This window comes from Kribbella sp. NPDC104218, from assembly GCF_055584105.1.
The window spans coordinates 1,000,977-1,020,740 of the sequence record NZ_JBVJMQ010000003.1 but is presented as its reverse complement, the minus strand read 5'-3'; the positions used below and the strand labels follow the sequence as shown (position 1 = coordinate 1,020,740).

Annotated in this window: 16 protein-coding genes; 13 read left to right on the top strand and 3 right to left on the bottom strand. The window is 70.2% G+C overall.

The window, feature by feature from the left end; genetic code table 11:
• The first annotated feature begins 63 nt into the window (after positions 1–63).
• Genes pgsA through ACZ6ZD_RS29475 form a run of 3 tightly spaced genes read left to right on the top strand, consistent with a single transcriptional unit; the run spans position 64 to position 2,704 of the window.
• Positions 64–720 (top strand): phosphatidylinositol phosphate synthase, encoded by a 657-nt coding sequence (gene pgsA, locus ACZ6ZD_RS29485; RefSeq protein WP_465677181.1) that lies wholly within the window; start codon positions 64–66, stop codon positions 718–720.
• Between the two features lie 3 nt (positions 721–723).
• Entirely contained in the window at positions 724–1,593 is an 870-nt protein-coding gene (locus tag ACZ6ZD_RS29480) for a phosphatidylinositol mannoside acyltransferase (RefSeq protein WP_465677180.1), read from the top strand.
• Positions 1,594–1,603: 10 nt separating this feature from the next.
• The gene (locus tag ACZ6ZD_RS29475) at positions 1,604–2,704 is read left to right on the top strand and encodes a glycosyltransferase family 4 protein (protein WP_465677179.1); all 1,101 of its coding nucleotides are present in this window, start codon (positions 1,604–1,606) and stop codon (positions 2,702–2,704) included.
• Here ACZ6ZD_RS29475 and ACZ6ZD_RS29470 read toward each other — a convergent pair.
• A complete protein-coding gene (locus tag ACZ6ZD_RS29470; RefSeq protein WP_465677178.1) occupies positions 2,701–3,108 on the bottom strand; it encodes an HIT family protein in 408 nt (135 codons plus the stop codon). The two genes, ACZ6ZD_RS29475 and ACZ6ZD_RS29470, sit on opposite strands and share 4 nt — an antisense overlap.
• An 88-nt stretch (positions 3,109–3,196) precedes the next feature.
• On the opposite strand from ACZ6ZD_RS29470, the gene ACZ6ZD_RS29465 reads away from it, so the two are divergent.
• The 3 genes from ACZ6ZD_RS29465 to ACZ6ZD_RS29455 are packed head-to-tail and all read left to right on the top strand — an operon-like array spanning position 3,197 to position 5,768.
• Entirely contained in the window at positions 3,197–3,640 is a 444-nt protein-coding gene (locus ACZ6ZD_RS29465; RefSeq protein ID WP_465677177.1) for a hypothetical protein, read from the top strand.
• Positions 3,637–4,512: a tetratricopeptide repeat protein gene (locus ACZ6ZD_RS29460; protein ID WP_465677176.1), complete on the top strand. Its 876-nt coding sequence runs from the start codon at positions 3,637–3,639 to the stop codon at positions 4,510–4,512. The genes ACZ6ZD_RS29465 and ACZ6ZD_RS29460 overlap by 4 nt, the downstream gene beginning before the upstream one ends.
• A complete protein-coding gene (locus ACZ6ZD_RS29455; protein WP_465677175.1) occupies positions 4,509–5,768 on the top strand; it encodes an ATP-binding protein in 1,260 nt (419 codons plus the stop codon). Before ACZ6ZD_RS29460 ends, ACZ6ZD_RS29455 begins: the two co-directional genes overlap by 4 nt.
• Here ACZ6ZD_RS29455 and ACZ6ZD_RS29450 read toward each other — a convergent pair.
• Positions 5,758–7,833 carry an elongation factor G-like protein EF-G2 gene (locus ACZ6ZD_RS29450; RefSeq protein WP_465677174.1) on the bottom strand — a complete coding sequence of 692 codons (2,076 nt, stop codon included), beginning with the start codon at positions 7,831–7,833 and terminating at the stop codon, positions 5,758–5,760. The two genes, ACZ6ZD_RS29455 and ACZ6ZD_RS29450, sit on opposite strands and share 11 nt — an antisense overlap.
• 84 nt (positions 7,834–7,917) lie before the next feature.
• On the opposite strand from ACZ6ZD_RS29450, the gene ACZ6ZD_RS29445 reads away from it, so the two are divergent.
• From ACZ6ZD_RS29445 to ACZ6ZD_RS29435, 3 genes are read left to right on the top strand one after another with little or no spacing between them, the layout of a single operon-like run.
• Entirely contained in the window at positions 7,918–9,807 is a 1,890-nt protein-coding gene (locus tag ACZ6ZD_RS29445; RefSeq protein WP_465677173.1) for a DUF2207 domain-containing protein, read from the top strand.
• Between the two features lie 33 nt (positions 9,808–9,840).
• On the top strand, positions 9,841–11,712 hold the full coding sequence (locus ACZ6ZD_RS29440) for a DUF2207 domain-containing protein (protein WP_465677172.1): 1,872 nt from the start codon (positions 9,841–9,843) through the stop codon (positions 11,710–11,712).
• A 17-nt stretch (positions 11,713–11,729) separates the two neighbouring features.
• The gene (locus ACZ6ZD_RS29435; RefSeq protein WP_465677171.1) at positions 11,730–12,857 is read left to right on the top strand and encodes a M24 family metallopeptidase; all 1,128 of its coding nucleotides are present in this window, start codon (positions 11,730–11,732) and stop codon (positions 12,855–12,857) included.
• A gap of 7 nt (positions 12,858–12,864) precedes the next feature.
• Here the strand turns inward: ACZ6ZD_RS29435 and ACZ6ZD_RS29430 are convergent, their stop codons facing one another.
• A complete protein-coding gene (locus ACZ6ZD_RS29430; protein ID WP_465677170.1) occupies positions 12,865–13,851 on the bottom strand; it encodes a GlxA family transcriptional regulator in 987 nt (328 codons plus the stop codon).
• Positions 13,852–13,921: 70 nt separating this feature from the next.
• Here ACZ6ZD_RS29430 and ACZ6ZD_RS29425 point away from each other — a divergent pair, with 70 nt between their 5' ends.
• The 4 genes from ACZ6ZD_RS29425 (at position 13,922) to ACZ6ZD_RS29410 (ending at position 19,716) form a co-directional block, all read left to right on the top strand.
• Entirely contained in the window at positions 13,922–15,202 is a 1,281-nt protein-coding gene (locus ACZ6ZD_RS29425) for an MFS transporter (protein ID WP_465677169.1), read from the top strand.
• 71 nt (positions 15,203–15,273) lie between these two features.
• Positions 15,274–15,771 carry a redox-sensitive transcriptional activator SoxR gene (gene soxR / locus ACZ6ZD_RS29420; protein WP_465677168.1) on the top strand — a complete coding sequence of 166 codons (498 nt, stop codon included), beginning with the start codon at positions 15,274–15,276 and terminating at the stop codon, positions 15,769–15,771.
• A 70-nt stretch (positions 15,772–15,841) separates the two neighbouring features.
• The gene (locus tag ACZ6ZD_RS29415; RefSeq protein WP_465677167.1) at positions 15,842–17,965 is read left to right on the top strand and encodes a RecQ family ATP-dependent DNA helicase; all 2,124 of its coding nucleotides are present in this window, start codon (positions 15,842–15,844) and stop codon (positions 17,963–17,965) included.
• 62 nt (positions 17,966–18,027) lie between these two features.
• Complete coding sequence (locus tag ACZ6ZD_RS29410; protein ID WP_465677166.1) at positions 18,028–19,716, top strand: HNH endonuclease signature motif containing protein; 1,689 nt, start codon at positions 18,028–18,030, stop codon at positions 19,714–19,716.
• Positions 19,717–19,764 lie beyond the last annotated feature (48 nt).

Below are 19,764 nucleotides of genomic sequence, written 5' to 3'. Positions count from 1 at the left end.
ATCACCTCTTGCAGGGTGGCTGTCACCCGATGGTGATTTCGGTCGACTACGATCACCGACGCCATGCTTAACAGATTCCGGCATTTCTGGACCTTGGTGATCTCGCCGATCGCCAACCTCCTGCTCAAACTCGGCGTCAGCGCCGACATGGTCACGCTGGTCGGCACCCTCGGGGTGTCGGCCGGAGCGCTGATCTTCTTCCCGCGCGGCCAGCTGTGGATCGGCGCGCTGGTGATCACCTGTTTCGTCTTCTCCGACCTGATCGACGGCTACATGGCCCGGACCTCGGGGACGTCGTCGAAATGGGGCTCCTACCTGGACTCCACACTCGACCGGATCGGCGACGGCGCGATCTTCGGTGCGCTGGTGCTGTTCTACGCCAACTCCGAAGCCGGCGACTCGACGCTGATGGCGTCGGTGACGCTGTGGGCGCTGGTGATGGGCGCGGTGACGTCCTACGCGCGGGCCAAGGCCGAGAGCCTCGGGCTGAAGGCGAGCGGCGGCCTGGCCGAGCGTGCCGACCGGCTGGTGCTGATCCTCGTGATCGCGTTCTTCTCGGACCTGTTCAACCTGCCGATCCTGTTGCACATCGTGATCTGGTACCTCGCCGTCGCGAGCACGATCACCGTCTTCCAGCGCACCCTGTCGGTGCGCAAGCAGGTGCTGGCCGACCCGGCGAACGCCGGTCTCGACACGCCCCCGCCCGACCCGAAGAGCTGAGCCGTGGAGTCCTTGCGCCAGCGCGCCGTCGACCTCGGCTTCGCGCTGGCGTGGACACTCGTCCGCCGCCTGCCCGAGCGGGCCGTCACCTGGCTGTTCCAGCGGATGGCCGACCGCACCTACCGGGCCAACGGCCGCGGCGTCCAGCGGCTGCGGAGCAACCTGGCCGTCGTCCGGCCGCAGGCGACCGCGGCCGAGCTGGACGCGCTGACCCAGGCCGGGATGCGCTCGTACCTGCGCTACTGGCAAGAGGCCTTCCGGCTGCCGGACTGGACCGACGAGCAGATCGTCGGCCGTGTCCGTACGGTCAACGAGAAACTGCTCCGCGACGCGTACGCCGTCGGCCGCGGCGTCATCTGCGCGCTGCCGCACCTGGCGAACTACGACCACGCCGGCGCCTGGGCCGGCCGGACCGGAATGCCGGTCTGGACGGTCGCCGAGCGCCTCAAGCCCGAGTCGCTGTTCGACCGATTCATTGCCTACCGCAAGCAGCTCGGCATGGAGGTCCTCCCGCTCACCGGTAGTGACCAGGACATCACCGGCGTCCTCGCGGAGCAACTCCAGGCCGGCCAGTTCGTCTGCCTGGTCGCCGACCGCGACCTGTCCGAGCGCGGCGTCCCGGTGACGTTCTTCGGCCGGCCCTCCCGAATGCCGGTCGGCCCGGCCGCGCTCAGCCTCAAGACCGGCGCCCCGCTGATCCCGGCGACCCTGCACTACGACGGCCCCGACCTCGTCATCACCTTCCACGACACGGTCGAGCCGGACGGCGGCGCGGCCGCGATGACCCAGCGCTGCGCCGACGCCTACGCCCAGGGCATCGCCGCGCATCCTGCGGATTGGCACATGATGCAGCGGATTTTTCTGGACGAGTGACAATCGTCGCGTGAGGATCGGCGTGGTGTGCCCGTACTCGCTGGGAATGCCCGGCGGCGTGCAGAACCATGTCCGCGACCTGGCCGAGGCGCTGATCGGCGCCGGCCACGACGTGTCCGTCCTCGCCCCCGTCGACGACACCGACAACCTCCCGCCGTACGTCGTCTCGTCCGGCCGGGCCGTCGGCGTCCCCTACAACGGCTCGGTCGCGCGCGTCACCTTCGGGCCGCGGACGGCGGCGCGCGTGAAGAGCTGGCTGGCCGAGGGCGACTTCGACGTCGTCCACGTCCATGAGCCGACCACCCCGAGCGCGTCCATCATCGCGCTGTGGTCCGCCGGCGGCCCGTTCGTCGCGACCTTCCACACCTGGCAGGTCCGCTCACGCGCGATGAGCGCGGCCGCGAGCCTCCTGCGGCCCGCGCTGGAGAAGATCGACGCCCGGATCGCCGTCTCGGAGAACGCGCGCTCGATGATGGTCCAGCACATCGGCGGCGAAGCGGTCGTCATCCCGAACGGCCTCTACACCGCCCGCTTCAAGGGCAGCCCACGCGCCGAATGGCTCGGCGCCGAAGGCACGATCAGCTTCCTCGGCCGCCTCGACGAGCCGCGCAAGGGTCTCGGCGTCCTGCTCAAGGCCGTGCCCGCCCTCGTCACGGCCCGCCCGGGCCTGAAGGTCCTGGTCGCAGGCGCCGGGCAGGCCGACGAGGCGTGGCAGTCGGTGCCCTTCTGGTGCCGCGACAACGTCCTGTTCCTCGGCATGGTGGACGACGAGGCTCGCGCCGACATGCTCGCCGGATCCGACCTCTACATCGCCCCACACCTCGGCGGGGAAAGCTTCGGCATCGTCCTGCTCGAGGCGATGGCCGCCGGAGCGCCCGTGCTGGCCAGCGACCTGCCCGCCTTCCAGCAGGTTCTGGAAGGCGGCCGCCTCGGCGACCTGTTCGAGCCCGGCGACACCGCCGTCCTGACCGACCGCATCCTCAAGCTGCTGGACGCACCCGAAGAACGCGAACGCCTGCGCACCGCCGGCCTCAGCGCCGTCCAGAACTACGACTGGTCGGTGCTGCTGCCAGAGCTGCTCGCCGTCTACGAACTGGTCGCCCGCCGCTAGGACAGCTGCGCGCCCACGGCCCGGATGGCGTCCAGATCACCCGAGTGCGGCTGCCACGGCAGCACCAGCGGGTCGTTCGGGTAGCGGGGGATGACGTGCAGGTGCGTGTGGAAGACCGTCTGCCAGGCATCCGGCCCGATGCAGCTGAGCAGGTTGGCGCCGGTCGCGCCGTCCAGCCGCTCGATCACCCGGCTGATCAGCGACTGCGCCAGCAGCGTCACCGCGGTCAGGTCCTCCGGGGCGGTCTCGCGCAGGTCGGCCGAGTGCGCCCGCGGGATCACCAGCAGGTGTCCCGGCGTCGCCGGCGCGATATCCATGAACGCGATCGCCCGCTCGTTCTCGCCGACCTGCGTCGACGGGATGTTTCCGGCCACGATCCCGCAGAAAAGGCAGTTCTCACTCATGCCGCCAGGCTATCGACTCGGGCCCCGGTCGCGATCCACCCCCGCTGTACACTGCGCGCGACCGCACTACCGCCTGCCGAGGAGACCGATGCCGGACGATCTGCTGCGCCCGTCGATCGCCGCGGGCGTGGACATGAAGGTGCGGCCCTGGCGGCTGATGTCGCAGGCGTACGTCGCATTCTTCGGCGGAGTCATCGCGGTCACCGTGGTCGCCTTGCTGAACAGCCGCCGGCTCGGCGTCGACGCGAACACCCGCCGGCTGATCGCGCTGACCGGAGTCGCCGGGCTCGCCGTGGTGATCGCGCTGTTCGCGTTCCTCCCGTTCGACGAGCCGAACTCGGGACTGCGGGTGATCGTCCGGGCAGTCGCCGTCATCGCGTGCCTGGTGCAGATGCGGCTGCAGCGCCAGATGGACCGCGCGTTCCAGCTCCGCGGCGTCGAGTACGGCTCGCTGTGGATCGTGGGGCTGCTGCTGACCTTCGGCGGGATCATCGTCGACTACCTTCTCCTCCGTCTGGTGGTGAGCTTGTGAACGAGCCGACCGAGGCGCGGCTGCAGATGGCCGGGCACTGGCTGCAGATCGGCCACCCCGAGCGGACGCTGGACGAGCTGCAGGGCCTGTGGGGTGACGCGGCGGTCGACTTCCGCGCGTACCTGTTCCGCGGCGCCGCGCTGCACCAACTCGATCGCAACGCCGAAGCCGTCGACGTCCTCAAGGACGGCCTCGCGCAGCACGGCCCGTTCCTGCCGCTGCTGCAGGTGCTCGGCTCCGCGCTCCGGGCCGAGGGCCGGCTGCCGGAGGCCGAGGCGGCCTTCCTGCAAGGTCTCAGCCTCGACCCGAACGACCCCGACCTGCTGATCGGCTACGCGCGGGTCTGCCTGACCGCGGGCCAGCCGGAGAAGGCGAGCGCGCTCGTCGAGCGAGCCGCGTCGCACGCGCCCGAGAGCGCCGTCGTGTCGGCCGCGCGCGCCGAGGTCGCCTTCGCGCTCGGCAAGGACCAGGACATGCACCGGCACAGCACCGAAGCCCTGTCCCACGACCCCGAGGACCCGCACGCCCGCGCGCTGCACGGTACGGCGTCCATGCTCACCGGCGACTCCCGCTCCGGCTACAACTCGCTCGCTTCCGCGGCCGCCTCCCAGCCCGGCGACCGTGACCTGCATGCGGCTGCCCGCGAGGCCAGACTGGCCAACCACCCGCTGCTGATCCCGCTGCGGCCGTTCCAGCGCTTCAACCCGCTGGTTGTCTGGATCGCCGCGGTCGGCGTCATCTACGGACTGCGCGCGGCCGGGCTCGCGCCGCTGTCGTTCGTGGTCGCGATGGCCTGGCTGGCATTCTGCATCTACTCCTGGGTGGTCCCGCCCCTGCTCCGCCGCTGGCTCAACCGAGGATGGGGAGCATGAGCACCGACCGGATCGACGCCCTGCGCAAAGCCGTCGAAGCGAGCCCGGACGACGTCATGCTCCGGCTCCTGCTGGCCGAGTCGCTCGCCGCGGCCGGTCAGTCCGAGGAGGCCCTCGACCAGTACGTCGTCCTCGTCGACAAGGACGGCCTGCCGGACGACCAGCTCGTCGCCGTCGGTGAGCTCGCCGCGAAGAACGGCCGGCTCGCGCTGGTCCGCAACCTGCTCGAGACCGCCCGGCAGAAAGGCGTCGTCGAGGGCACCGGCCGCCTGCAGCAGCTGGTCGACGAGATGATCACCGAGCGCAGCGGCGTGAAGATCAAGGTCGGGCCCGAGGCGGAGACGCCGTTCGAGCTCGACACCGCGAAGGAGACCACGACCTTCGACCAGGTCGGCGGGATGGAGGAGATCAAGAAGGTCATCCACCGGCTCGTCATCCTGCCGCTCAGCCGCCCCGACCTGTACGCGAAGTACGGGCGCAAGTCCGGCGGCGGCGTCCTGTTGTACGGGCCGCCCGGCTGCGGCAAAACCCTGCTCGCGCGGGCGACCGCGGGGGAGTGCGGCCTGCCGTTCGTCAACGTCCGCATCGAAGACGTGATGGACCCCTACCTCGGCGTCTCCGAGCGCAACCTGCACGCCGCCTTCGAGCGCGCCCGCGCCAACGCGCCGTGCGTGCTGTTCCTCGACGAGCTCGACGCGCTGGCCTTCGCCCGGCACAAGCACGGCGGCTCCGAGGCGCGCCGGCTGGTCGACGTCCTGCTCCAGGAGCTGGACGCGATCGGCTCCGAGAACGACGGCCTGCTCGTGCTCGCCGCGACCAACGCGCCCTGGGACGTCGACGAGGCGATGCTGCGCCCCGGCCGCTTCGACCGGGTCATCTTCGTCCCGCCACCCGACGAGCCGGCCCGCAACGACATCCTGACCGTCCTGACCAAGGACGTCCCGGCGGCCGGGCTCGACCTCAAGGCGCTCGCCGCGCAGACGCCGATGTTCAGCGGCGCGGACCTGCGCGCCCTGATCGAGCGCGGCGTCGACCGCGTCATCGACGAGGCGCTGGCCAGTGGCGGTGAGCCGCCGCTCGGCATGCAGCATCTGGACGACGCGCTCATCGCGGTCAAGCCGTCCACGCTGGAGTGGCTGTACCGCGTCCGCTCGTACATCGAGTTCGCCAACCAGAGCGAGCGGTACGACGACGTCGCGACGTACCTGAAATCCCGGGACGTGCGACGCCGCCTGAACCGCGACGCTAAGTCTTGAGTTTGGCCGCTGCCGCATCCGGCATCGGTTCGTAGCGGGCAAACGACCGGCTGAACGAGGCCGAGCCGTGTGACAGCGACCGCAGGTCGATGGGGTAGCGGGTGATCTCCACCTGCGGCACCTCGGCCTGGACGAGCGTGCGGTCCGCTCCGACCTTGTCCGTGCCGAGCAGCTTTCCGCGGCGCCCGGACAGGTCGCTCATCACAGTCCCGACCAGCTCGTCCGGCACCAGGACCGAGACCAGGTCGACCGGTTCGAGCAGACTGACCTTGGTCGCCGCCGCGGCCTCCCGCAGCGCCAGCCCGCCGGCCATCTGGAACGCCATGTCCGACGAGTCGACGCTGTGCGCCTTGCCGTCGAGCAGCGTGACCCGGATGTTCACCATCGGGAACCCGGCCGCGCAGCCCTTCTCCATCTGCGCCCGCACGCCCTTCTCGACACTCGGGATGAACTGCCGCGGCACCGCGCCGCCGACCACCTTGTCGACGAACTCGAACTCCGCGCCCTGCGGTAACGGCTCCACCTCGATGTCGCAGACGGCGTACTGACCGTGCCCGCCGGACTGCTTCACATGCCGGCCGTGCCCCTTCGCCTTCCCGCCGAAGGTTTCCCGCAGCGGCACCCGCAACTCGACCGTGTCCACGCTGACGCCGTACCGGCCGGACAGCGCCTCCAGGACGACGTCCGCGTGCGCCTCGCCCAGGCACCACAGCACGATCTGGTGCGTCTCCGGGTTCTGCTCGATCCGCAGCGTCGGGTCCTCGGCGGCGAGCCGCTGCAGGGCGGCGCCGAGTTTGTCCTCGTCGGACTTGGCGCGCGCCTGGATGGCGATCGGCAGCAACGGCTCGGGCATCGTCCACGGCTTCAGCAACAGCGGATCGGCCTTGCCGGACAACGTGTCGCCGGTCTCGGCGCGGGTGAGCCGCCCGATCGCGCACAGATCACCCGCGATCACCGACCCGGCCGGGCGCTGCGCCTTGCCCTGCGGGAACGACAGCGTGCCGATCCGCTCGTCCTCGTCGTGGTCCTGGTGCGAGTTCTGCGCGCCGAAGAAGGACGTGAAATGGCCCGACACGTGAACTGTCGTGTCGGGCCTGATGGTGCCGGAGAACACCCGCACCAGGCTCACCCTGCCGACGTACGGGTCCGAGGTCGTCTTCACCACCTCGGCGAGCAGTGGGCCGCCTGGATCACACGTCACGCCCTTACGCGGTACGCCGTGCGGCGTGAACACCTCCGGCAGCGGATGCTCCGGCGGCGATGGGAACCCGCTCGTCGCGACCTCCAGCAGCTCGCGCGTGCCGACGCCGGAGGCGCTGCAGACCGGGAGCACCGGGAAGAACGACCCGCGCGCGACCGCCCGCTCGAGATCCTCGATCAGTACCTTGCGGTCCAGCTCCTCGCCGCCGAGATAGCGCTCCATCAGCGACTCGTCCTCGGACTCCTCGATGATGCCCTCGATCAGCGCGCCGCGCAGCTCCGCGGTCTCGGGGGTGCTGGTCGAGATCAGCCCGACCAGCCCGGCATCGGTGGGCAGGTAGAGCGGCAGGACCTTGTCACCGAACGCGGACTGCGCGGCGGCCAGCGCGCTCTGGTAGTTGGCCCGCGCGTGGTCGAGTTTGGTGATCACGACCGCCCGCGGCATCCCGACCTCGTCGCACTCGTGCCACAGCGCCTTGGTCGGCTCGTCCACGCCCTCGTTGGCCGCGATCACGAACAGCGCGCAGTCCGCGGCCCGCAGTCCGGCCCGCAGCTCACCGACGAAGTCGACGTACCCAGGGGTGTCGATGAGGTTCAGTTTGATGCCGTCGTACGGCAGCGAGGCGAGCGCGAGCCCGACCGACCGCTGCTGCCGGATCTCGGCGTCGTCGTAGTCGCAGACCGTCGTGCCGTCCAGGACGGTGCCGGGTCTGGACAGGACGCCGGCGGCCACCAGCAGGGCCTCGACGAGAGTGGTCTTGCCGGCGCCGGACGGGCCGACGAGCACCACGTTGCGAAGGGCGGCCGGGCTGTCCACACTGGGGGCGGCTCCGGCGCCCGGGGAAGTGTTCGTCCTGTCTGCCATGACGTACCTCCTGGGCAACCCACGATTCCCCCAACGGCCACTTCGCACAAGGGCCGTGGAACGGCGATTCGATAGGGTCCGCGCATGCGAAAGGCATTCGGGGTCCTCATCGCCGTTCTCGTCAGCACGCTCGCGCTCGCCGGTTTCAGCGGCCCGGCGGCCGCCGCACCGGGCGACGAGGTGCGCAGTTTCACCATCGACGCGACTGTCGGCGCGGACGGCGTCGTCCAGGTCAAGGAGACGATCGCCTACCACTTCGGCAGCACCGGCCGGCGCGGGATCTACCGCGACCTGATCACCCGCGAGCCGTGGGTCGACGACCGGGCGAAGGACCAGAAGTACGAGGTCTCGAATATCCGGGTGGACAGCCCGTCGGGCGCGCCGGATACCTTCGAAACCGAAACTTTCAAGGAGAACGCCGACCGGAACCAGTCTGTCCGGATCAAGATCGGCGACCCGGACAAGACCGTCCCCGGCGTCGACGCGACGTACGTGATCACGTACGAGCTGCGCGGCGTCCTGCGGCACTTCGACGACCACAGCGAGCTGTACTGGGATGCCACCGGCGCCGCCTGGGAGGCGCCGATCGCGCTGGCCACCGTCAACGTGACGGTCCCGCAGGGCGTCCAGAAGGGCACCTGCTTCCGCGGCGCCAAGGGCTCGACCACTCCGTGCGCGCAGTCGCTGACCGCCGGCAAAGCGGTGTACCGGGCCGACAACCTCCCACGGGGACACGAGCTGACGGTCGTCGCCGCCATCACGCCCGGCGCCGTCCAGAACGACCGCCCGATCGTCGTCGACGCGCCAGGCTGGATGGAGCGCTCCGGGGTGAACCTCCCCGCGCTGATCGGCTCCGGCCTGGTCAGCGTGGTCGCGCTGGTGATCGCCTTCATCTACGCGCGGACCGGTAACAAGGACCAGCGGTTCGCCGGGATGCCGCCGGGGACCTTCCCACCGAACGGGATCGCGGCGACCGAGGCCAAGAACGACCTGGACGACGACCAGATCCCGGTCGCGTTCGCGCCGCCGAACATCCCGGTCGCCGAGGCCGGGCTGCTGATCGACAGCAGGGCCAACACGACCGAGGTCGCCGCGACGCTGATCGACATGGCGGTCCGCGGTGGCGTCCGGATCGAGAACGACGGCGCCGACCAGCGCGCCGTCCTGCTGGACGGCCGCGTCGCCACCGCCCCGCACGAGCAGGCGCTGCTCCAAGGCATCTTCCCCGGTCTGACGCCCGGTGCGGCCATCACGCTCGAACGGCGTCCGGTCGGCGACAGCTCCATGCTGAACGCCGCCGTCGCGATGTGGGACGCGCTCCGCACCCAGGTCGGCGAGCGGCAGTGGTACTCCCGGCTGCCGCGCTGGATCGGCACGAAGGGCGGCTCGGTGTTCAAGTCCGGCACCGGCTGCGCCTGCGGCGCGATGATCGCGTTCTGGGTCTTCGGCGCCGGCATCGCGGGGACGGCGACCGCCGCGTCCACCGGCGGTCTCGGCCGGGCCCTGGTCGTCGCCGTACCGGTGCTCGCGGTGATCATCGCCTTCAGCACCTGGATCCGGATCCGCAGCCGCGGGCAGAAGACCGCGGCCGGGCGCGCCGTGGCCGACCAGGTCATCGGGTTCCGCAAGTACCTGGCCACCGCCGATGCGGACCAGCTCCGCTTCGAAGAGGGCGAGGACATCTTCAGCAAGTACCTGCCCTGGGCGATCGCGTTCGACCTGGCCGACCGGTGGCAGAAGGTCTGTCAGCGCCTCGTCGACGCCGGCCGCCTCACTCCGGACCCGTACTGGTATACCGGCCCGTCGTACTACTACTCCGGCTGGACCGCCGGCGCCGTCAGCCACACCGTCGCCGAAACCTTCCAGCCGCCGCCCACGCCGTCCAGCAGTGGAGGCGGTGGCGGCAGCTCGTCCGGCTTCAGCGGCGGCTCGTCCGGCGGCGGTGGCGGCGGTGGCGGCGGCGGGTCCTGGTAGGTCACGAACCCCCGGGTAGATAGCGTCGCGGTCATGCGAAGAGCACTCGGGGTGTTCGTCGGCACACTGGTCGTGCTGCTGATCGGCCTCACCCAGCCGGCCGCGGCAGCGCCGGGCGACTGGGTCACCCGGCTGGCGATCGACTACACGGTCACGGCGGACGGCGTCCTGCAGGTCAAGGAAACGATCGACTACCACTTCGGCGACGACAACCGGCACGGGATCTACCGCGACCTCGTCGTCCGCGAGCCGTATGTCGACGATCGAAAATTCGATCAGCAGTACGACGTCGCGAACATCGCGGTGTCATCACCGACCGCGCCTTCGGCGTTCACGACGTCCACCACGTCGTCCCGCAAGGGGCGCGAGCGGGTGCTGCGGATCAAGATCGGCTCGTCCGACCAGACCGTGCCCGGGCGGGACGCGACGTACGTGATCACGTACGACGTCCGCGGCGCCCTGCGGCACTTCGACGACCACAGCGAGCTGTTCTGGGACGCGACCGGCTCCAACTGGGACGCGTCCCTGCAGCAGGTCGACATCGGCGTAGCCGTGCCGGGCGGCGTCCAGCGCGTGCGGTGCCTGACCGGCCCGACCGGCTCCGCCCAGCCCTGCGCGACGGCCAACGTGGTCCGCGGGCGCGCGGTGTACGCCGAGTCCGGGGTCGGGCGCGACGAGCAGGTGACGATCGTCGCCGCGATCCCGGTGGGTGCCGTGAGCAACGATCGGCCGATCCTGGTCGATCCGCCCGGATTCCTGACTCGCAACGGCCTGAACCTGCCCGGCGTGATCGTGGCCGCGGCCATCACCGCGTTCGCGATCGCCGCCCGCAAGCTGTACCAACGGCTCGGCGGCCGCGACCTGCGCTACGCCGGAACACCTCCCGGCACCACTCCACCGGACGGCGCCCCGACCACGAAGGACACCCTGACCGTCGAGCAGCTCCCGGTCGCATTCGCGCCACCGCCGATCCCGGTCGCCGAAGGCGGCCTGCTGATCGACTCGCGGGCCGACGCGACCGAGATCGCAGCCACCCTCATCGACCTGGCCGTCCGCGGCGTACTGCGGATCGACAACACCGGCAAGCACCGCAAAGCCGTGCTGGTCGACCCCGACCTCGCCACCACCGCCCACGAACGCCGCCTGCTCAAAGGCCTGTTCCCCGCGCTCAAGGCCGGCACCGAAACCAAACTCGAGCGACGCGCAGCGGGGGACAGCTCCCTGGCCATGGCCGCCAGCGGCACGCTCGACGCGCTGCGCAAACAGGTCGAGGAACGCCGCTGGTACACGCGGATGCCCGCACCGACGTCCAGTGGCGACGGCGCACTGGTGTTCTGGCTGTTCGCAGGCTTCTTCGGACTGATCGGCTTGATCGTCCTGATCGCAGTCGCCATCAAGTCCGGTCTGCCGGCCTGGATCGGTACTGCGGTCGCGGTCGCCGTCCCGACGATCGCAGTGATCACCCTGTTCAGCACCTGGGTCCGTACGCACCGGCGCGGCCAGCGCAGCGCGGCCGGGCGTGCAGTGACCGACCAGATCGTCGGCTTCCGGACCTACCTGACCACCGCGGAGGCCGACCAGCTGAAGTTCGAGGACGGCGAAGACATCTTCAGCAAGTACCTCCCGTGGGCGATCGTCTTCGGCATCGCCGACCGCTGGCAGCTGCTCTGCAAGCAGCTGGTCGCCGCCGGTCGGCTGACACCAGAGCCGGCCTGGTACGTCGGACCGGCGTACTACGACTCCGGATTCACCGCGAGCCACCTCACCAACACCGTCACCAGTACGTTCAGCGAGCCGCCGAGCCCGTCGACGTCCAGCGGGGACGGCGGCGGCTCGTCGTCCGGCTTCTCCAGCAGCAGCTCGTCCGGTGGTGGCGGCGGTGGGGGAGGCGGCGGCTCCTGGTAGCTGCCTATAGTCGCGGTATGTCGAGTCGTGCGCCGCTTGGGCTGATCCCTGACACAGCTGTCCTGCGAGCCCGGTTGGAGCGCGCCCGCGCCGCAGCCGGCGGTACTGGGCTGCTGATCGCGCCCGGCTCCGACCTGCGGTACCTGATCGGCATCGGCGGCGGTTCGTTCGAGCGGCTGACCACGCTGGTCATTCCGGCCGAGGGCGCGCCGGCACTCGTCGTACCGAAGATGGAAGCGCCCGGCTTCGCCGGAGTCGCGCTGGACGAGCTGGGTGTAGACGTCGTGACCTGGGTGGACGGCGACGACGCGTACGCGCTGGCCGCCGCACGGGTCGGCCCAGCCGCGCAGGTCGCCGTCAGCGACTTCACCCCCGCACTACACGTACTCGGACTGCGGGAGGCGCTGCCGAAGGCTGAGCAAGTCCTGGCCGGTCCGATCGTCCGCGAACTGCGCATGCGCAAGGACGCCGCCGAGATCGACGCGCTCCGCAAGGCCGGCGCCGCAATCGACCGCGTGCATGCCCGCGTCCACGAATGGCTGCGCCCAGGCCGGACGGAGGCCGCAGTGGGTGCCGACATCGCGGCCGCGATCGTCGACGAGGGACATGTGCTGGCTGACTTCGTCATCGTCGCCAGCGGCCCGAACGGCGCCAGCCCACACCATGCGCTGTCCGACCGCGTGATCGAGTCAGGTGACGTAGTGGTCGTCGACATCGGCGGACCGGTCCCCGAGGGCTACTGCTCAGACTCCACCCGCACGTACGCGGTTGGCACACCACGCGACCCCGACGTCGCCACGACGTACGCCGTCCTCCAGGAAGCGCAGCAGACCGCAGTGGCCGCCGTCCGGCCCGGTGTAACAGCGGAGTCCATCGACGCGGCCGCCCGGGACGTTATCGCGGACGCGGGGTTCGGCGCGTACTTCATTCACCGCACCGGTCACGGCATCGGACTCGACGTGCACGAAGAGCCGTACATCGTGGCCGGCAACGCACTGACCCTGGAACCGGGGATGGCGTTCAGCATCGAGCCAGGCATCTACCAGACCGGTCGCTGGGGCGCCCGCATCGAGGACATCGTCGTTGTCACCGCGGACGGCGTGGAGTCGATGAACCAGCGCCCGCACGAGCTGATCGTGCTCTAGCCGTGCGCTAACTGGCGCGAAACGTCTTGCGGTATGCCAGCGGCGAGACGCCGAGCTCCGAACGCAGATGGTGCCGCAGGGACGCCGCCGTCCCCAGCCCAGCCGCCTCCGCGACCCGGTCGACGGACAGGTCGGTCGTCTCCAGCAGATGGCACGCATGCCGCACCCGCTGCTGCAGCAGCCAGGTACCGGGGGACTGGCCGGTCTCAGCCTTGAACCGGCGACTGAACGTCCGCACGCTCATCCGGGCGTGCTCTGCGAGGCACTGCAGGCTCAGCTCCTCGGCCAGGTGCTGCAACGCCCACGCCCGGGTCGGTGCGGTCCCGTCACTGCCCTCCTCCGGGATGCGGTGCTCGATGAACTGCGACTGACCGCCGTCCCGCCACGGTGGCACGATGCAGGCCCGAGCGGCCTGGTTGGCGATCTCACTGCCGAAGTCCCGGCGGATCAGATGCAGGCACAGATCGACGCCCGCAGCGAGACCGGCCGACGTGACAATGTCACCGTCGTCAATAAACAGACGCTCCTCCTGCAGATCGACCTGTGGGTAGATGCCGCGGAACAGGTCGGCACGCTTCCAATGCGTCGTCGCGGGCCGCCCGTCCAGATAGCCCGCGGCCGCGAGGACGAAAGCACCAGTGCAGATCGAGGCGATCCGCGTCCCCGGCCGGATGGTCGCCAGCGCGTCGGTCACCGCCTGCGGCAACGTCCCTTCGCTGCGCGGCCGCGGGATGTACGTCCCCGGGACGATGACGGTGTCCGCCTCGGCGAGCACCTCGGCCCCGTAGTCCGGGACCAAGCTGAACCCATGACTGACCCGGACCGGCGACCGATCGATCCCGCAGATCTGGACGTTGTACAGCGGCGTACCGTCGGCCCGCGTCGCGGCGCCAAGCACCGTCGAGGGAATCGTCAGGTCGAAACCGACGGCCGGCTCCAGGACCAGAACGGCGACCCGATGCGGACCGCCGACGGACGCAGCACGACTAGGCATGGCCACATCTTGACACATGATGGCAATCCGGCCACTGGTTCTGTGCGGCGATCGACCGCAAAGTGGTCCGGTGACACAGATACTTGGCCAGAAGGCGTCCCGGGTGCACTTGGCCTGGGCCGTCGCCGCCGTGGGGTTCGTGACGTTGATCGGGGCGGCCGGCTTCCGGTCCGTGCCCGGAGTGCTGCTAGATCCGCTGCACGACGAGTTCGGCTGGTCGCACGCGACCATCTCAGCCGCGGTCTCCATCAACCTCCTCCTCTACGGCCTGATCTCACCGTTCGCCGCCGCACTGATGGACCGGCTCGGCCTCCGCCGCGTGGTCAGCGGCGCGCTGGTGCTGATCGCGCTCGGCAGTGGGCTGACCGTCTTCATGACGGCGTCCTGGCAGCTGCTGCTGACTTGGGGCCTCCTGGTCGGCATCGGAACCGGCTCGATGTCGATGACCTTCGTCGCCACCATCACCGGTCGCTGGTTCGTCGAACGCCGCGGCCTGGTCACCGGCATACTCACCGCGGCCGGCGCGACCGGCCAGCTGATCTTCCTGCCACTGATCGCCACCCTGGCCGCCAACCACGGCTGGCGTGTCCCCGCGCTGGTCGCGGCCGGTTCCGCGCTGGCCGTCGTCCCACTCGTGTTGATTTTTCTGCGTGATTACCCGAGCGATGTCGGACTGCGCGCGTACGGCGCCCCGGAGGGCAGCCTCGCCGGACAGCGCGTCGAAGCGACCGGAAGCAGCGCGCTCCGAGCGCTGAACGCGCTACGAACGGCGGCTCGGCGTCCAGCGTTCTGGATGCTGGCAGGCGGGTTCGCAATCTGCGGCGCGTCCACCAACGGCCTCATCGGCACCCACTTCGTGACCGCAGCCCACGACCACGGCATGCCGGTCACCACCGCCGCCTCGCTCCTCGCGCTCGTCGGAGTATTCGACGTCGGCGGAACGATCATCTCCGGCTGGCTGACCGACCGCTGGGATCCGCGCTACCTGCTCATCGCCTACTACTCACTCCGCGGGCTCTCTCTGCTGGTCCTCCCGTCACTGCTCGGCCCGTCGGCCCAACCGAGCATCTGGGTCTTCATCATTTTCTACGGCCTCGACTGGGTCGCGACAGTCCCGCCGACGGTCGCCCTGTGCCGCGAGTGGTTCGGGCTGGACGGACCGATCGTCTTCGGTTGGGTCTTCGCCTCACACCAGATCGGCGCGGCCCTGGCCGCCACCGGCGCAGGTGCCATCCGCGACGTCCAGGGCAGTTACAACCTCGCCTGGTACCTGGCAGGCGGCCTCTGCGCCGCGGCCGCGCTGATGTCGGCGAGTATCGGACGTCGCCTCGTCGCATCGGACGCAGCCTGATGCCGGCGAACTAACCCAGCGGCACCGCCGTCCGCTAGCCTCGATCTAAGTTGAGGTTGGAGGGCGGAGCCGTGGACATCGAGCCGGGTGAGCTGACAGTCGGTCAGCTGGCACAGCGCAGCGGGGTGGCGATCTCGGCGCTGCACTTTTACGAAAGACAGAACCTGATCATCAGCCGGCGCACCGGCGGCAACCAGCGTCGCTACAAACGCGACACCCTCCGCCGGGTCGCGATGATCCGGATCGCCCAGCGCGTCGGCATCCCACTCGCCGAAGTCGCCGCCATCCTCGCCCTCCTGCCGGAGAACCGGACGCCGACCCGGCAGGACTGGGAGCGCATCTCGGAGTGCTGGCAAGCCGAGCTCGACCGCCGCATCCTGCACCTCGAACAGCTCCGCGACGACTTCAAGGACTGCGTCGGCTGCGGCTGCCTGTCACTCGACCGATGTGTGCTCGCAAACCCGTACGACGCGCTGGGCGCGAAAGGCCCCGGCCCGCAACGACTCGTCACCCCGGACGGCGAACCCTGCCATCCAGGTCAATGCGCCGACCAGGGTGCAACCGCGTAGTCGCTGGAGTTATCCACAGGTCGGCGGTGGCGACCTGCGCGCTGGGGGTGGCGGCGTCTAGGGTCGGTGCATGGCTGACAGCACCTTGACTCTGACCGAAGCTCGCGCGGGGATCGCGGGCGGCGTGATCCAGGCGATCGCGGGGGAGAGCGCGCGGTTGCGGGCCGATCAGGAGACCGCGGTCGCGGCCCTGTGCGAGGCGGCCGCGCGGGTGCTCGTCGTCCAAGCGACCGGCTGGGGCAAGTCGGCCGTCTACTGGGCCGCGACGGCGATCCGTCGCGCCGAAGGCGCCGGGCCGACGCTCGTGGTCTCGCCGCTGCTGTCGCTGATGCGCGACCAGGTCGGCGCGGCCGGGCGGGCCGGCCTCCGCGCGGCGACCTTGAACTCGAACAACGTCGACGACTGGTCGAGTATCGAACACGACCTGCGCTCGGGCGCGATCGACGTCCTACTCGTCTCGCCAGAGCGACTGGCGAACCCGGGTTTCGGACGCCGCGTGCTCGACGGCCTGGCCGGTCAGGTCGGGCTGCTGGTGATCGACGAGGCGCATGCGGTCTCCGACTGGGGCCACGACTTCCGGCCCGACTACCGCCGCGTCTCCGACGTCCTCCAGACGCTCAACCCGAAGACCCCGGTGCTCGCCACGACCGCCACGGCCAACGCGCGCGTCACCGATGACGTCGCCCGTCAGCTCGGCGAGTCGACGCTCGTACTGCGGGGCCCGCTGGCCCGATCGAGTCTGCAGCTGGCCGTGGTCAACGCGTTGTCGCCGCTCGACCGATTCGCCTGGGTGGTCGATCACCTGCCGCAGCTGCCCGGTTCAGGCATCGTCTACACACTGACCGTCGCCGACGCGCAGCGGCTGGCCGCCACCATCCAGGAGATCCACGGCCGCGACGTGCCAGTCGCGGCGTACACGGGCGGCCTGGAGGCGGGGGAGCGCGAGAGCCTCGAGGACGCCCTGCGGGAGAACCGGCTGAAGGCCCTGATCGCGACGTCCGCGCTAGGCATGGGGTACGACAAACCCGACCTCGGCTTCGTCGTCCACGTCGGCTCACCGCCCTCCCCGGTGTCCTACTACCAGCAGGTCGGGCGCGCCGGCCGCGGCATCGATCACGCCGTCGTGGCCCTACTCCCCTCGGACGCCGACTCCGGCATCTGGGACTACTTCGCCACGGCGACCATCCCGGTCCCGGAGAACGTGAACCGCCTGCTCCGCGCCCTCGACGGCTACGGTCCGGACCAGCCCGCCACCGCCCCGGCCCTGGAGGCCGAGACCGGCCTCCGCCGAACGCGCGTCGAGTTGATGCTCAAGCAGCTGTCGGTCGACGGCGCGGTCGAGCGGGTCGAGCGCGGCTGGATCCGCACAGGGAAGGACTGGACGTTCGACGCCGCGCACTACGACGGGATCGTCGCCGTCCGCCGCCGCGAGGCTGACATCATGCGCGCGTACACCCGCGGTGAAAGTTGCCTGATGCAACTGCTCCAGGAGTCCCTCGACGACCCGTCCGCCGAGCCGTGCGGTCGCTGCTCCGTCTGCCTGGGCGCCCTACCCGAGCCGCTCACCGCCGCCCCTTCGCCGGACACCCGAGCGGCGATCACCCGCCTGCTCCGCGGCGAGGTGCACACCCTGGAGCCGCGCAAGATGTGGCCCGGCGGCGCGTTCGGCGCCAAGGGCAAGATCCCGCCCGGCCTGATGGCCGAGCCCGGCCGCAGTCTCATCTACGCCGACGCCCCCGAATGGCGTGAAGTCCTCGCCGACGCCTTCTCCGGCGCAACCCCCGCGCCGGAGTCCCTCGAAGCCCTCCAGTCAGCCGCCGTCGCAGCCCTGTCCCGCTGGCGTACGACGTGGTCCAGCCGCCCCGAGATCATCATCCCCCTGCCGGCCGCCGGCCACGCCGAAGTCCTCACCGCCGTAGCTGCCCACATCGCCTCCGTAGGCCGCCTCGACCACGCCACCATCCCAGTCGACCGCTCCGCCTTCACCGACGACCTCTCCTCCGCAGAAGAAGCCCGAGTCTGGCGCGACGGCCTCACCATCAACCCCGAGACCGCCCAGGCGATCACCGCCCGGACGGTCCTGCTCCTCGTCGACGCAAGCTCCTCGCAATGGCCCGTCACCGTCGCCGCCGCCAAACTCCGCGAAGCCGGCGCCGCCGCGGTCCTGCCGATGCTCCTACACAAACGTCCCTGAACCCGTCGGCGTGTCGGGGCCGCCGGATTTTGCACACTCGAACAACTGTTCTAATATGAGGCATGACCTCGACCCTGGACTATCCGGAGAACGGCTGCTCACCTGATGAGTACGTCGTCCCGCAGTCCTGGCCGGACGACGTCGCCATCCCCGACGACCTGTTCGACCTGTACCTCCTCGCCGACCCCGAGGAGGCGAGGTTCCTCGACGAGAGCGATCTGTACGACGACCTCCCACAGCCATCCAAGGTCGACGAGCTGGAATGGGCACTGTGGGACGGCGTCGAGCAGGACGATGCGGAGCGCGAGATGCTCCGCCGCGAGGCGCCGCCCTGGGTCTTCCTGCCGCCGGGTGGCGAGCTGGCCGCGGCCCTGGAGAGCGTGCGTCCGCAGGATCTCTCCCCGATGGCCCTGATCGAGTTCATGAAGGCCGCCGAGCGCCTGGCCAGCTGGGCCGCAGCGATGAAGGCTGCCGGGATGGCCTCGTTCTATCGCCAGCGCAAAGCCCAAGCCGCCGAGTCGCCGCGCCCCGTCGTCGTCGATTCTTCCGGCCGGCCAGTCGATCCGGAGCGCTCCTGGGCCGCCGAGGTCGGCGCCGCCCTGCACCTGTCGACCAACACCTCAGTTCGCCACATGGAGACCGCGCTGCGTGTCACCGGCCCGCTGGCCGCAACCTTCACAGCGGTCCGTACCGGAGCGCTGACCTGGTCAAAGGCCCTGGCGATCTCCGAAAGCACCCAAGGCCTGTCCAATGAGGACGCCCAAGCCGTCGAGTCCCACGTCCTGCGCCGAGCCGCGCGCCAAACCCACGCCAACCTGCGCAAGTCCCTCCGCGGCCAGGTAGCCAAGCGTGCCTCCGTGACCGAGGCCGACAGCCACCGCGCCGCTGCACAGGAACGCACCTGCAAGATCGTCCCGCTCGCCGATGGCATGGCCGGCCTCTGGGTCGTCCACACCGCCGACAAGATCCAGCAGATGTGGGTTGCCGTCCAAGCCATGTCCGACCTCGCCAAGCGAGACAAGACCCACCCCACGGCTCCGACCGCCAAGGATGCGCCTGCCACTGAGGAGCCGCCGGAGAAGCGGACCGCAGAGCAGCGCCGCGCGGATGTCGTCGCGGACCTGTTCGGCCAGATCCTGTCGAACAGCCTCGACTGGCTCGGACGCCGGTTACCCGACAAGCACCGTCGCAGACCACACATCGAGGTCGTGATCCCAGCAAGCACTCTGCTCGGGCTGGACGACGACCCCTGCGACCTGTCCGGCTACGGCCCGATCCCAGCAGACCTCGGTCGGCGGATCGCAGCCGACGGCACCTGGCGCCGACTCCTGACCGACCCCATGAACGGCACGGTCCTCGAAGCATCGACCACCCGGCACGACCCGGGCGCGCTGGTCAGCGAAACGCTCCTGGCCAGGCACCCAGTCTGCGCCTGGCCCGGATGCAATCGCGCGTCTCGCGAATGCGACCGCGATCACGGCACACCCTTCGCCGTCTCCGGACGGACCAGCCTGGCCGGCCTCGCGCCCTTCTGCGAGTACCACCACGTCATCAAGGACACCCCGCAATGGGGTTGGGCCACCACCAACCATCCCGACGGATCCGTCACCCTGGCGACTCCGACCGGTCACCGCTACACCACCGTCCCACCCGCCCGCGGTCCCGTGCCCGCGTACTCCGAACCATCCGCACCACAGTGGCCGACGTCGGACCCACCGGCCTACCTCCTGCCGGACCCGCCGCCCTTCTGAGCGGCCCAACCGGCCGGCCCTGCCGAAGCACGCCACCATCCGCCACCC

Bases quoted from the DNA above. Each gene is read 5' to 3' on its own strand.
- ACZ6ZD_RS29410 (WP_465677166.1), top strand. From the start codon at position 18,028: ATGACCTCGACCCTGGACTATCCGGAGAACGGCTGCTCACCTGATGAG.
- ACZ6ZD_RS29445 (WP_465677173.1), top strand. From the start codon at position 7,918: ATGCGAAAGGCATTCGGGGTCCTCATCGCCGTTCTCGTCAGCACGCTC.
- ACZ6ZD_RS29450 (WP_465677174.1), bottom strand. From the start codon at position 7,833: ATGGCAGACAGGACGAACACTTCCCCGGGCGCCGGAGCCGCCCCCAGT.
- ACZ6ZD_RS29430 (WP_465677170.1), bottom strand. From the start codon at position 13,851: ATGCCTAGTCGTGCTGCGTCCGTCGGCGGTCCGCATCGGGTCGCCGTT.
- ACZ6ZD_RS29470 (WP_465677178.1), bottom strand. From the start codon at position 3,108: ATGAGTGAGAACTGCCTTTTCTGCGGGATCGTGGCCGGAAACATCCCG.
- ACZ6ZD_RS29465 (WP_465677177.1), top strand. From the start codon at position 3,197: ATGCCGGACGATCTGCTGCGCCCGTCGATCGCCGCGGGCGTGGACATG.
- ACZ6ZD_RS29455 (WP_465677175.1), top strand. From the start codon at position 4,509: ATGAGCACCGACCGGATCGACGCCCTGCGCAAAGCCGTCGAAGCGAGC.
- pgsA (WP_465677181.1), top strand. From the start codon at position 64: ATGCTTAACAGATTCCGGCATTTCTGGACCTTGGTGATCTCGCCGATC.
- ACZ6ZD_RS29440 (WP_465677172.1), top strand. From the start codon at position 9,841: ATGCGAAGAGCACTCGGGGTGTTCGTCGGCACACTGGTCGTGCTGCTG.
- ACZ6ZD_RS29435 (WP_465677171.1), top strand. From the start codon at position 11,730: ATGTCGAGTCGTGCGCCGCTTGGGCTGATCCCTGACACAGCTGTCCTG.
- ACZ6ZD_RS29415 (WP_465677167.1), top strand. From the start codon at position 15,842: ATGGCTGACAGCACCTTGACTCTGACCGAAGCTCGCGCGGGGATCGCG.